Origin of the sequence: Algoriphagus winogradskyi, from assembly GCF_900182815.1 — a bacterium.
Lineage (GTDB): Bacteria > Bacteroidota > Bacteroidia > Cytophagales > Cyclobacteriaceae > Algoriphagus > Algoriphagus winogradskyi.
Genome location: NZ_FXUA01000012.1, coordinates 24,566 through 38,463 on the forward strand (window position 1 = coordinate 24,566; position 13,898 = coordinate 38,463).

Annotated in this window: 10 protein-coding genes and 1 other RNA gene; 8 read left to right on the forward strand and 3 right to left on the reverse strand. The window is 39.9% G+C overall.

Annotated elements, in window-relative coordinates; all coding sequences use genetic code 11:
• Positions 1-4: 4 nt before the first annotated feature.
• From QOL76_RS20720 to QOL76_RS20730, 3 genes are all read left to right on the forward strand, one after another.
• Positions 5-931, forward strand: a complete 927-nt coding sequence (locus tag QOL76_RS20720; RefSeq protein ID WP_283414874.1) for an FAD-dependent oxidoreductase — start codon at positions 5-7, stop codon at positions 929-931.
• A gap of 144 nt (positions 932-1,075) precedes the next feature.
• Positions 1,076-2,605 (forward strand): CocE/NonD family hydrolase, encoded by a 1,530-nt coding sequence (locus QOL76_RS20725; protein ID WP_283414875.1) that lies wholly within the window; start codon positions 1,076-1,078, stop codon positions 2,603-2,605.
• A 140-nt stretch (positions 2,606-2,745) separates the two neighbouring features.
• Positions 2,746-4,044, forward strand: coding sequence for a M28 family peptidase (locus tag QOL76_RS20730; protein WP_283414876.1), 1,299 nt, complete (start codon positions 2,746-2,748; stop codon positions 4,042-4,044).
• A 113-nt stretch (positions 4,045-4,157) separates the two neighbouring features.
• Here the strand turns inward: QOL76_RS20730 and QOL76_RS20735 are convergent, their stop codons facing one another.
• A complete protein-coding gene (locus QOL76_RS20735) occupies positions 4,158-5,501 on the reverse strand; it encodes a Gfo/Idh/MocA family protein (protein WP_283414877.1) in 1,344 nt (447 codons plus the stop codon).
• A gap of 476 nt (positions 5,502-5,977) precedes the next feature.
• Between QOL76_RS20735 and QOL76_RS20740 the strand changes: the two genes are divergently transcribed.
• From QOL76_RS20740 to QOL76_RS20755, 4 genes are all read left to right on the forward strand, one after another.
• A complete protein-coding gene (locus QOL76_RS20740; protein ID WP_283414878.1) occupies positions 5,978-7,150 on the forward strand; it encodes a PQQ-dependent sugar dehydrogenase in 1,173 nt (390 codons plus the stop codon).
• Between the two features lie 167 nt (positions 7,151-7,317).
• Positions 7,318-8,112, forward strand: coding sequence for a transglutaminase-like domain-containing protein (locus tag QOL76_RS20745; protein ID WP_283414879.1), 795 nt, complete (start codon positions 7,318-7,320; stop codon positions 8,110-8,112).
• Between the two features lie 313 nt (positions 8,113-8,425).
• The gene (locus QOL76_RS20750) at positions 8,426-9,958 is read left to right on the forward strand and encodes a TlpA family protein disulfide reductase (protein WP_283414880.1); all 1,533 of its coding nucleotides are present in this window, start codon (positions 8,426-8,428) and stop codon (positions 9,956-9,958) included.
• A gap of 347 nt (positions 9,959-10,305) precedes the next feature.
• Positions 10,306-11,844, forward strand: coding sequence for a TlpA family protein disulfide reductase (locus tag QOL76_RS20755; protein ID WP_283414881.1), 1,539 nt, complete (start codon positions 10,306-10,308; stop codon positions 11,842-11,844).
• 328 nt (positions 11,845-12,172) lie between these two features.
• Here QOL76_RS20755 and QOL76_RS20760 read toward each other — a convergent pair whose 3' ends face one another.
• A complete protein-coding gene (locus QOL76_RS20760; protein WP_283414882.1) occupies positions 12,173-12,736 on the reverse strand; it encodes a DUF3109 family protein in 564 nt (187 codons plus the stop codon).
• Positions 12,737-12,775: 39 nt separating this feature from the next.
• The gene (locus QOL76_RS20765; RefSeq protein ID WP_283414883.1) at positions 12,776-13,255 is read right to left on the reverse strand and encodes a DUF4442 domain-containing protein; all 480 of its coding nucleotides are present in this window, start codon (positions 13,253-13,255) and stop codon (positions 12,776-12,778) included.
• A gap of 156 nt (positions 13,256-13,411) precedes the next feature.
• Here QOL76_RS20765 and rnpB point away from each other — a divergent pair.
• Positions 13,412-13,818, forward strand: an RNA gene (gene rnpB / locus QOL76_RS20770) — RNase P RNA component class A.
• Positions 13,819-13,898 lie beyond the last annotated feature (80 nt).

Here is a 13,898-nt window from a genome sequence, read left to right on the forward strand (position 1 = left end):
ATTAATGAAATCAGTCACTGTGGTTGGCTCTGGAATAGTGGGTTTAACCTCTGCTATTTCACTTCAGGAAGCAGGTTTTCAGGTTCGGCTTGTCGCCAAAGAGCGATTTGATATAACTCTTTCCAGCAAAGTCGGTGCAATCTGGTTTCCTTTTGAAATCCATCCCAAAGAAAAGACAAACCATTGGGCGACTTTAGCCTATGAGCGCTATAAAAGTGAAATCCAGGAAGGAAATGGAGTAGCTTTTATTCCTTTTCTCACAGCTTACACACCAGAAAGTAATATTGACTGGACAAGGCAACTTCCAGCCGGGAAAGTCCGAAAAGCAAGACCTGAGGAATTACCAAAAGGAATGCAGATGGCATTTATTTCTGAAGTCCCTTTGGCAGAACCCCAACTTTATTTGCCACATCTTTTCGAGCGTTTCATTGCCAATGGAGGTTCTTTTGAAAATCGGGAAGTTACTTCGTTGGAGGAAATGGCTGATCTGGATGCCTTGGTGATCAACTGCACGGGTTTGGGAGCAAAATCACTCTGCAATGATACAGATCTGCATCCCATGCGAGGACAAATCCTTCGATGTAAGAAGATGAATGTTCCTTCCTTTGCCAATCCCACCAAAAGAGGCGCACTCAGCTATATCATTAATAGATCTGAGGATTCTGTAATTGGCGGAACAGATTATGAGAATGATTGGAATGAGTCAATCGATCCTGCAGATACCGATTTGATCTTACATAGACTAACAGAATCAGGTATTTCCCAGAGTCCGGAGATATTAGAAGTTATTGTAGGCTTACGCCCAAGAAGAAGTGCTGTTCGCTTTGAGTTTGACACCAACTACCCTAATGTATTTCACAATTATGGTCATGGTGGTGCTGGCTTTACTGTAGCTTGGGGATGTGCACTTGAGCTTGCCGGGATTCTTTAAGGGAGCAAATAATCTCACTTCTCTGGATTACTTTTCCTAGCTATTCTACATCGCTATACCTTCCCTTCACATAAGCCATAGAAATTCAAATTTGTATATTATAGCCAACTTTGAATCCTAAGATGTAATTCTAATAACTTCTCCATGAAATGGAACACAGTCATTCTTTTACTAATTTTTAAAGGCTCTCTCAGTTTCGGGCAAACTTCATTGGATGAAATTGATTTGGAAAATGGAGCCTTTAGGGTGGGATTCCGGCACTATATTACCGCTGACAGCACTCGAACTTACCAGAGAATTTACGATTGGAACAACAGAAGTATCCCTAGGCCGATCCCTGTAAGCATTTGGTATCCTTCCACAGATCATCCTACCGAAACCGAAGCGTTGACAGTTTTAGATTACATGCAAGTTCTAAAGGAAGAAGAGGAATGGGAATACCTCCCAGATGAGCAAATCCTAAACTGGTTTTACTACCCCAACACTCCTGAAAATCGAGCTCACCTCCAAGAAGTAACTACTGCCCATTCTGTCTTATCCTCAGCAAATGGAGCTTTCCCTGTGCTAATCTACGCGCCAAGCTATCAGGCATCTTCAATTGAGAACTTTGCGCTTTGCGAATATTTGGCAAGCCATGGTTATATCGTGATTTCTAGTCCAAGTCGGGGAGCAGAAAATAGATTTTTAGATGGTGGGACGGGGAAAGATATGGAAGCGCAAGCACGGGATATCGAGTTTCTACTTGCTGAAGTAGCAAAAGTTCCCGCTGCGAATCTCGACCAAATTGCCACTATAGGATTTAGCTATGGTGGCTTGTCCAATGTACTTGCTCAAATGAGAAATGAGCAAATCAAGGCTTTAGTAAGCCTAGATGGCAGCATCAAGTATCAATATGAAACCTTAAAGCAATCGCCATTTTTCAATCTTGAAAACGTGGATGTTCCCTTTATTCATTTTGCCCAGAAAAACATACCTGATGAAGTTTTACTGGCTGAAAAAATAGATTCAAGCTTAAATAACAAGTTTGAATTTTATGATGATCTGATTAAAAGCAATGCCTATAGCCTGAAATTCCACAACCTCTCGCATTCCTATTTTAGCACCTTAGGGGTCTTATTCCAACCTCGAGATAAGAGACAAGACAAAAGTGATCCCGAAATCATGGAATCCTACAAATGGGTTTCCCATTACACTTTACGGTTTTTAGACGCCTATTTAAAGGGTGATGATCAAGCTTTGATATTCATAAATAACACGCCTTCTGAAAATAATATACAAGAAGAGTTAGTAAGCTATAGATCCAAGCAAGCGGAGCGGCAAACTCTCTCTTTTCAGGATTTCAATGAATTAGCTTCAGCCAAGAATTATCAAAATCTGATTGACTTGTACCAATTAACCTTGAATGATTATACTGAATTGAAATTACCGGAAGGAAACTTAAACAATCTAGGATTACAACTTCTATTCAACCCTGAGACATCGAGAAAAGGAATAAACATTTTCCTATTAGCGACTTATTTGTATCCAGAATCTGCCAACCTTTTTGACAGTTTAGGTGAAGCCTATTTGTTTGTTGGGGAAAATGAAAAGGCAATTGAAAATTTTGAAAAATCCCTTGAATTATATCCTGAAAATCAAAATGCGAGAGACCGATTAAAACAACTTCGGAATTGAAGCTGCTACTATCACAAAACCCCTAATGTTGTGACCATTTAACAAAACGTAGGCTGCTCTTTTATAATAACCATGCCTATTATTGGCAAAAAGAGACAATCTTTACGCTATTCTATATTTCAGAATTAAGCTTTTACCCCATGAAAAAAACACTCTTTGCTGTCCTCATTATTTGCATAGGTCTTAATTCCTGTACGCCGAAAATCGGCTCCATCATTTCAGTATCAGAAGTAGCACGCGTAGAAAAAATTCTTTCTTCGGATGAGATGGAAGGAAGAGGAATTTATTCTCCAGGATTGGAAAAGGCTGCGAATTTCATAGCCTCCGAGTTTGAAGCAAGCGGCTTAGGGTATTTCGGTGATAACAAATCCTATTTACAGCGCTTTTCTATGATTCAAGCCACCCCAGCTGAGGTGAGTGGAACGCTAGACAAAGAAGCTTTGAGTCCTAGCAATTTGGTAGTCAATAGTACGTCTGCAACTATAGAAATCAATTCTCTGTCAGACATAGAAGTGGTTAAAGTACCAAAAGATGCCGATTTCAATCAGTTGGTATTTCCTGTTTTGAGAGGTGAAAAGAACGCCTTGGTCCTAATAGATCCTTCGCATTCCAGTAACTACGCTCGATTAGGAAGAATAGCAGGCAGGGCAAAATTCCCTAGTGCACATTCCCAGGTTTTCGTGATGACAGAAACACTTGACCCAAGGTCTGTATCACTTAAGATCACCAATAAAATTACTGAGCAGGAGCTTAAGAACGTCGTCGGTGTGATACCTGGCAAATCTTTAAAGGATGAATATGTTGTATTTGGAGCACATTACGATCACCTTGGAATAGGAAAACCAGACGCAAATCAGGACAGTATCTACAACGGGGCAAATGACGATGCGGCAGGAACTACAGCTGTTATGATGCTAGGGAAATACTTCAATAAAATTAAAGACAACGAGCGAACCTTAATTTTTGTAGCCTTCACCGCAGAAGAGTCTGGTGGATTTGGAAGTACTTACTTCAGCCAGCAGCTTGATCCAGATAAAGTGGTCGCTATGTTCAATATCGAGATGATAGGCACAGACAGTAAGTGGGGACCAAATTCTGCTTATATCACTGGTTTTGAAAAGAGTTCTATGGGCGAGATACTTCAGAAGAATCTGGAAGGTTCTAAATTCCATTTCGAACCAGATCCTTATCCTAAGCAAAACTTATTTTACAGATCTGATAACAGAACCTTAGCTGCTTTAGGTGTTCCAGCGCATACGATCTCCACCTCCAAAATGGAAGAAGCACCAAACAATGAGCCTAATTACCACAAAGCAAGTGATGAGTTCGAGACACTGGATATGGAAAATATGACCGAGGTAATTAAAGCCATTGCGCTGAGCAGTCAAAGCATTATCAGCGGAGAAGACACGCCTACGAGGGTAGAGAAGCTGGATTAAATTTACTCCTCAATACCGAAAGTCAAGTGAAATAGCAATTCAATACCTATTCAAAAAGAAACCCTGTCAGAATAATCTCTGACAGGGTTTTTTATTAGCTGATAATTAGAAATCTAGACTTTAGCAGGTACCTCAAAACCAGGTCTGTACTCACGGGTCAGCATCGCATCGGCTTCAGGATCGTTGACAAACTTCTCGGATTTAGGATCAAAGTCCAACACTCTTCCCAGTCTGTAAGAAATATTCCCTAAGTGTGCCAAGCCAGAAGATAAGTGAGCGGTTTCCACCGGACCATTTAGGATAGATTTATCATGCTTGCGAACAGCCTCAATGAAGTTGGAAAAGTGAACATCAGTTCCTCCTGCTCCTCTGTCCATTCCGGACGCAGCAGCTCCCCCATCATCTCCGGATTTGCCTGGCGTGCGATCATTGCCCAAGAAGGTTTTGTACTTATCATAGCCATCTACGACCAAATAGCCTTTGTCCCCGTAGAATATATTACCTACGGTGGCTCCGTCCTCAGCATTGGTGTACCAAGGGCGAACTTCAAACTGGATAATTTTATCCTCATCAGGATAGTTATAGATAGAAGTCAAAACTTCCGGAGTTTCCTTACTGTCCTTCCACAGGTATTTGCCTCCCATAGAGGTGATCTTCGTAGGAAAACCTACATCAAGCCCCCACATGCATAGGTCTGTTTCGTGGATACCCTGGTTGCCTACATCTCCATTTCCATAATCAAAATGCCAGTGCCAATTGTAATGCACCAGATCATGCGTAAAAGGAGCCTTTGGTGCCGGGCCAGTCCATAAGTCATAATCCAATCCAGCTGGTACAGGAGAAGGTCCTTTAATCCCTATATCTCCACGCATTCTAAACACTAGACCCCGAGCCATATACACTCGACCAATGTAGCCATCACGCATCAACTGAATGGCTTCCTGCACAGCCGGAGAGCTTCGTAGCTGAACTCCATGTTGCACGATTCGGTCATATTTTTCGGCCGCTTCTATCATTCTACGTCCTTCAGAAATATTATGCGAGCCTGGTTTCTCTACATAAACGTCTTTGCCTGCTTGACATGCCCAAATAGTAGCCAAAGCATGCCAGTGATTAGGTGTGGCCAAGCTGACTACATCGATATCCTTGTTGTCAAAAACCTTTCTCAGGTCTTGTTCAATTGCTACATCCTTACTGTATTTTTCCTTGAACGCTTTCTGAGCAGGAGTCAGAAGGTTCATATCTGGATCACACAGGGTGGTGACTTCCACATCTTTTTGAGCCATAAAGCCTTGAATGTGGCTTTTGCCTCTGCCATTGATTCCCAGTACTGCAGCATTTATTCTGTCATTCGCGCCAAAAGCTGATGCCGGGATAATGGTAGGTAATACCATTGCTGCTGTCCCCGCGATTGCAGATTTTTTGATGAAAGTTCTTCTAGATGATTCTTTACTCATTGTATTCGGTTTTTAAGGTTTATTATTTGACTCAATATATTGAAAAAATAAGTGAAGCAATCATAAACTTACACGCATGGACAATTCAATGCAAAAATCCATTCATGAATTTAGGTTTTACAAAAGTTTCTATTGTTTTTACCTCCGCTCATCTTTAAATCAGACTAGTAGTTGCCACTATTGCACGAGCTATTTATAAAATCGGAAAGTGGAAAGTACCCCTTTAGTATTTCAAGGAGCTAGCATTTATATACAAACCCTTCTCTGCCAAAATAAAAACACGATGAATTCCCGTAAAACAACTTTTAATAAGTTCACTGAAAATCCATATGGAATGGGGTCTCAGCATCTTAAGAGGAGAAAAAATGAGTTGCAAAAGTCTGGCAAATCTACATCCTAAAAAGACCAAGTCATTCAAAACCAATTATTTTGCGTAATAAGAACAAAGCAAGCTATAACCATAGACCTAACTTAGTATGAAAACCTATCTGAACACCTTTTTAATATTAGTCCTATCGTATACTACTGCCTGTTCTCAGGAAAGTCAATCAAGCGGCCCTAGCTCCGAAGCTAAGCTGACGGTACAAGAAGCCTTCCCTAATCTGACTTTCACCAGGCCGGTAGATTTCCAGCATGCGGGAGACAATTCGAATAGACTATTTGTGGTGGAACAGAGAGGAGTTATTTCTGTTTTCGAAAATGATGCAGCAGCTTCTAGTAAATCGGAATTTCTAAACATTGAGAGTCGTGTGGACGACTCTGGAAATGAGGAAGGCCTTCTAGGCTTGGCATTTCACCCAAATTTCAAAAGCAATGGCTATTTCTACGTAAATTATACTGCAGAAAACCCAAACCGCACAGTGATCTCCAGATTTACAGTTTCACCCTCAAACCCAAATCAGGCAGATGCTTCCAGTGAATTCGTATTGCTAGAATACGCTCAGCCCTACTCTAATCACAATGGAGGGCAAGTTTCCTTTGGCCCAGATGGTTTTCTTTACATAGCAGCAGGTGATGGAGGAAGTGGTGGAGATCCCCAAGGAAATGGACAGAATCTAACAACGCTGCTGGGTAGTATTCTGAGAATAGATGTGAATCAAACAAACGGATCTAGCAATTACTCTATCCCTGCTGACAATCCATTCGCAAATAATACTGAGGGATTCCGGCAAGAAATTTATGCTTATGGTCTTAGAAATCCTTGGAGATTTAGCTTTGACTCAGCTACTGGTCAGCTTTGGGTAGGTGATGTAGGGCAGAACAAATACGAGGAAATTGATATAGTCAAAAAAGGTGGGAATTACGGATGGAATACCATGGAAGGTGTGCATTGCTTCAAACCTTCAGATTGTGATAGGGCTGGACTCGAGTTGCCGGTTTGGGAATATGATCACAGCAAGGGAGATATTTCCATCACAGGTGGCTTTGTGTACCATGGTTCATCTATCAAGGAATTGGAAGGATTGTATGTATATGCTGATTATGTTTCTGGTAGAATTTGGAGTTTGGATGTCAGCGTCCCTTCCAGCCCAGTCAACACCGAGTTGCTCAATGCTGACTTCCCTATTTCCGCTTTTGGAGTAGACCAGAATGAGGAGTTGTATATCTGCGGATTTGATGATAAGATATATAAACTAGCTTACGAGTAAAAACTGCTTATATTAAGATAAGTTACAGCAATAACAGCCCAAGAAATAACCATCACTTGAGATAGGCTTCACTTTTCGCTAAATGAAAATCCAGCCTATTCATTTCACCTGTTCCTCTAAAAAAGGCACAGAAAGACAATTTATTCTGGTTATTAATAATTTGATTTATGCACTTACGCACTAGCTGTAGTCTAAAGTTTGAGATTGCTGAGCCTACCCCATTCATACTGATGCTCAGACCACGAAGCGGAAGTCAACAATGGGTAGAAAAGGAGGAATTTAAATTAACTCCAAGTATCCCTGTTTTTGAATTTACAGATGGGTATGGTAACCTTTGTCAACGTTTGATTGCGCCTCCAGGCATGTTCGCAATAGACACCTCCGCTGAGGTAATTACTTCTGATTACATAGACCAGGGATTTGATGCTCCTTTTGTAGAAATCCAAAGTTTACCTGACTCCGTTTTAAGCTATTTATTACCCAGTCGATACTGTGAGTCAGATTTTTTCAATGAGATGAGCATGGAAATCACCCAAGGTCAATTATTGGGTTACAATCAAGTAGCGGCAATTACCAACTGGCTTCGGGACAACATCAGCTATATTCCTGGAAGCAATAATCAGCCCCTATCTGCCATTCAGGTAAATAATAGAAAGTTTGGCGTATGCACAGACCTAGCACATTTGGGAATTGCGTTATGCAGAAGTTTGAGTATACCCGCACGAATAGTAGTAGGCTATCTACACGACTTGAAGCCAATGGATATGCATGCTTGGTTTGAAGCATTTATTGGTAACCGTTGGTACACTTTTGATGCGACGCAGGTAGGTAATACTGGAGGTTATGTAGTTCTTGGGTTAGGCCGTGATGCTGCCGATGTTGCCATTTTCAATCAATTTGGCACTCCCGTTTATCCGATTGAACAGCTAGTGAAAGTGGAATTACTTAAAAAGAGTTTTTAATTAGGGTCTTCTCTGGGGATAAAGTCGGTATACTTTTAAATCAAGAGATAACTATTCCCGCTCTGATAATAAAAGGGAATCTGGTCTACCCAAAGCAGGTATTACTTTTTTAATCTATTAGGTCCAGGCAACTTTTTTGGTGTTATGATTTTGCCGTTAATTTCTCTATAATCCAATGGGTTACCCTTGAACTAAGAATACTAAAAAATCATAAAATATTTTTATTAGTATAATAAAATTCTTAAAATGATTAAGAATTTATTTTAACTAATTTTTTACTAACCATACGTGTAACCACTTTAACCCAAAAAATATGCTACCTGATTTTTGTAAAACGCTTTCCATACTTGCAATCCTTTTTATTTTGTCTGTTTCATGTTATTCACAGAATATCGGAGAGCTTTCAGAAGGAAAGGAGCAAATCTATAACACCACAATTGTACTAAATTTCAAAAAGAATGCGGACAAGAAGTATTTTTCATCTCTTGGCTTGCGTAATCCATTATATTTTAGTCCGCTTTATCTCCCACCTCCTCCTTTTGCTCTAGATACTTCAACGAACCTAAAAACCATAATAAAAACCACTATAGATAAGCCGACTTATTTGACCTTGGGTTTTTCTATATTTCATATGGAGCCTGGAGACAGCTTAAACATGGACTTTGAAGTTCTACTGAATACAAAAACGGCACATAAGGATACCATCACAATTAACCATGGAAATGTCTTTTTTATATGGAAAGGAGGCTCTAGTCTTTTGTTTCATAAATATTTAACCAGTATTACCAATTCTCTCAAAGATTTGAAAACGGCGGACCAAATAGCTGAACTCACCTCTAGAGAAAGTCTCAGGAGCATGGCTGACAGTTGTACGGCGCTGATTTACAAAGAGCACCCCATTCTGAAACGTGACAGTTCTACTTTTGAAACGGTAAAAAAATATAGTATTCACGATCTTCTCGCACGATTAGCGTATAGGCTTGCCCTTCTTTATGCCAACACCAGAGACGAATCAATAAAAAGTGCCATTGAAACTAGTGAGAGAAATATGCTTGAATATGCCAGTTTACAAGAAGGGGATTATGATGATCCTAGGACTTTGGGTACCTACCGATCTATCTTTTACTTTTACAAAGAAATGGGGCTCGATGCGCAAGCTATTCTTGAAAGGTTCAATGACAGTAATGATACGCTTAAGCAGTATATACAGCTCAATCTTTTTTATGACGGATTGTTAAGTGAAGAACAAGAACTAGGGCTTATTAACAAACTAACCTATCCTGCTTTCAAGGAATATGCACTTCAGCTTTATCAGAACCCCAATCGTGGAATTATAAAATCGGGCTATATAAACAATGAAATTAGAGGCGCCCGTTTGTTTGATGTGAATGACAAAGAACTTGCATTTGACGAGCTGTTTAAGAAGACAGCCCAGCCCTATCTATTATTTGACTTTTCAGGATCCTGGTGCAAGCCCTGCCTGGAAGAAATGTCTGTCTATGCAAAAACAAGACATTTGGACAACTCTAAAAAAGTACGACCTATTTGGTTGTTTTTTGAAAATGATAAAACAAAATGGCTCAATATTATAGAGAGATACAATTTAAAAAAGGAAAACTGCTTTTTAGTGGTGGGTGAGGCAGGCCCCATATTACAGAAGCAGTTCGCTTTGTTGTTTGATTGGGAAGGGGAATTTCCCCACTATTTTCTTTTTGCAAAAGAAGGGGAAATAATAGAAAAGAGAGCGAGACCCCTATCCCTATTTGAAGAAAATGATGTGGATAATTTGCCTTCAAGGGTAAAGAACAAGAACTCTGGACCTCCTTTACCTCCACCAATAAAATAACTTAACTTATAATAAAGGATATTCCAATTCATGTCATCTTTAATCAATTTGGAGTACCGATCTATCCAACTGAATAAAATTCCCTCGACTTAGATCAGCCAACGGATTTGAGATGATACATAATAAAACTTGGCTCCTGGCAGAATTGTGTGAATTCATTATTTTTCTTGCCCACAGCAGGAATTTGTTACTGACCCTTCTATGCATCAACGGGTTATCTCTGAACTAAGAATACTAAAAAATCATAAAATATTTTTTCTAACCGAATAAAATCCTTAGAATGATTAAGAATTTATTTTAACTACATTTTTATTAACCATACGTGCAATCACTTTAACCCAAAAAATATGCTACCTGATTTTTGTAAAACGCTACCCATACTTGCAGTCCTTTTTATTTTGTCTGTTTCATGTTTTTCGCAGAATATCGGAGAGCTTTCAGAAGGAAAGGAGCAAATCTATAACACCACAATTGTACTGAATTTCAAAAAGAATGCGGATAAGAAGTACTTTTCGTCTCTTGGCTTGCGTAATCCCTTAGCGTTTAGTCCGCTTTATCTCCTACCACCTCCATTTATTTCAGATACTTCAACGAACCTAAAAACCGTAATAAAAACCAGTATCGAAAAGCCGACTTATTTGACCTTGGGGCAATCTATATTTCATATGGAGCCTGGAGACAGCCTAAACATGGACTTTGAAGTCTTGTTGTTCACAAAGGAGCGATATAAGGATAGCATCAACATTAATCATGGAAATGTTTTTTTTATATGGAAGGGACCATCTAGTCTTTTGTTCGATAAATATTTCTACAGTATTACCAATTCTCTCAAAGATCTGAAAACGGCGGACCAAATAGCTGAATTCACCTCTAGAGAAAGCCTCAGGAGCATGGCTGACAGTTGTACGGCACTGATTTACAAAGAGCACCCCATTCTGAAACGTGACAGTTCTACTTTTGAAACGGTAAAAAAATATAGTGTTAACGAAGTTTTAGCTCGATTAGCATACAGGCTTTCATTTCTTTATGCCAACAGCAGAGACGAATCAATAAGAAGAGCCATTGAAACTAGTGAGAGAAATATGCTTGAATATGCCAGTTTACAGGAAGGGCATTATGATGACCCCGTTACTTTGGGCTCCTATGGATCTGTCTATTACTTTTTCAAAGAAATGGGGCTCGATGCGCAAGCTATTCTTGAAAGATTCAATAGCAGTAATGATACCGTTAAGCAATATGTACAGCTCAGTCTTTTTAATGACGGAATGTTAAGTGAAGAACAAAAACTAGGACTTATTGACAAACTAACCTACCCTCCTTATAAGGAATATGCACTTCAGCTGTATCAGGATCCCAATCGTGGAATTATAAAATCGGGCTACATAAACAATGAAATTAGAGACGCCCGCTTGTTTGATGTGAATGACAAGGAGCTTGCTTTTGACGAGCTGTTTAATACTACAGCGCAGTCTTATTTATTACTTGATTTTTCAGGATCCTGGTGCAAGCCCTGCCTGGAAGAGATGTCTGTCTATGCAAAAACAGCACATTTAGACAATTCGAAAAAAGTACGACCTATTTGGTTGTTTTTTGAAAATGATAAAACAAAATGGCTCAATGTTGTAGAGAGATACAATTTAAAAAAGGAAAACTGCTTTTTGGTGGTGGGTGAGGCAGGCCCCATATTACAGAAGCAGTTCGCTTTGTTGTTTGACTGGGAAGGGGAATTCCCCCACTATTTCCTTTTTGCCAAAGAGGGGGAAATAATAGATAAGAGAGCAAGACCACTATCTATATTTGAGGAAAATGATGTGGATAAATTGCCTTCAAGGGTAAAGAACAAGAACTCCGGTCCTCCTTTACCTCCACCAATAAAAACACCCTAATTGTTCTTACTATCTAGGTGCCCGATATAGTATTTTGAGGATTCTGTGATCGAGTTTATCCAAGGGATCCATTTCAATTTGAATAGAATCACCAGGAAAAAGATACTCTTTTATCCATGACCTCTATTGTATCCAATTGCAAGGAATCGAAATATTGAAATTTATAGACAGTTCGAAACCCAATTCCTTTCGGCCCATTTACAGCTTTAACGTCAATTATTAAACCATCAACTTTCCTATATTCCTTGGCACATGATCCCAATAACATAGAAAATAGCAAAAGAATCAATAGCGGTTTTAAAAATCTCAACTCTTAAATCTTAAATCATTATCCCTCAATCTCCTCCACCAACTCCGCATACCAAGCCTCCCCGTATTTGCGGGTAAGCGCGTCTTTTAGGAATTTGTAAATCGGAACTTTCAAGGAGGATCCTAACTGACAAGCTGGATCGCAGATATGCCAACGATCGTAATTCAAGGCATCGAACTGATCGTATTTTGTAATACGAATTGGGTACATGTGACAGCTGATCGGTTTCTTCCAAGTGATTTTACCATCAAGGTATGCCTGCTCTATTCCGCATTTTAAAATACCTCTATCATCGTATAAGGCATAGGCACATTCCCTATTATCACCTATGGTAGGAGTTCCTTTGTCACCGTCCTTATCAATTACCCAAGTACCTTGCTTTGCAATCGCCTGACGACCTTCCTCAGTGATGTAATCTTTGACAATTGGGTAAATGTCCTCGATGATTTTGGTTTCCTCATCTTCCAAAGGAGCGCCTGCATCACCTTCTACGCAGCAAGCACCCTTGCATGCTTCTAGGTCACAGACAAAAAAATTCTCCTTAATATCGTCCGAAAGTACGGTGTCCCCTACTATAATCATGGTCTTATTTGTTAGCTCGCAAAGGTAAGCAATCGAATGCTAGGCTTTCGGCTTTACAAAGTCTTTTCTTCGCACATAAACCCCTTTCTGCAATTTGGCAATGAGATTACCTGCCTTATCCTTTACCTCACAGGGAAATTCGAACACTCCTTTTCCATCCCGATCCACAGCATCTTTTATCTCGGAAATCTGATCCGGCGAAAGCTTAAATTCAGCATAAACAGTTCCTTTTCCAGGTTTCACAAAATCAATATGTGCCGTCTTATCCCATACGATATATTCATCACTGAGCTGGGTGATAAGGATGAACATAAAAAATGGATCGCACATGGAATAAAGAGATCCTCCAAAGGCAGTTCCAATCAAATTTCTATTGTACCAAGTGAGTTTGAGTCGAGTACGGAAACTGGAAAAATCATCCGCGTAGTCAATCACTTTAATCCCTGAAAAGAAATACGGTGGATACCAATTGATCAATCGAATCAATCTTCTGAACTTTCTTTGGTTATTTTTATTCATTTGGAAATAGATTTATGGTTTAGATAAACCTAGAGGCTTAAATGTCCAGCAAACTATTCACAATTTAAGTTTCAGATAATTAACCTCCTTCCTCCTACTTCCTAACCTCCTACACATTTTCCAAAACCGATAGCTAGAAATTAACGTACTTTGCATCGTGCAAGTCGTCTTGTCGCTGTCTCATGGTAATAGTGAGGAGGAGGAAAGTCCGGGCAACATAGAGCGCCATACTTCCTAACGGGAAGGGGGCTGACTGGTGACGGTCAGTTTACAGCTAGTGCAACAGAGAATATACCGCCCTGAGCTTGTCGAAGGGTAAGGGTGAAAAGGTGGGGTAAGAGCCCACCGCTCTGGCAGTGATGTCAGGGGCACGGCAAACCTTATGGGTTGAAAGATCAAATAGGTTCCGCGTCGGATTCAGTTCCGAGAAAAGTTGCTCGCTTTTATGCGGAATGGGTAGATCGATGGACCCCGATTGTGAAGTCGGGGCTAGATAAATGACAAGAAACTGATTCTGGAAACAGATGAGGAAACAGAACCCGGCTTATAGACTTGCACTTTTTTATTTTATTTATATCCGCTTTACTTCCAGTAAGGTGGCAAAAGCAATGTAGGATATTCAACTTAAGAATTGAGGCCGCTT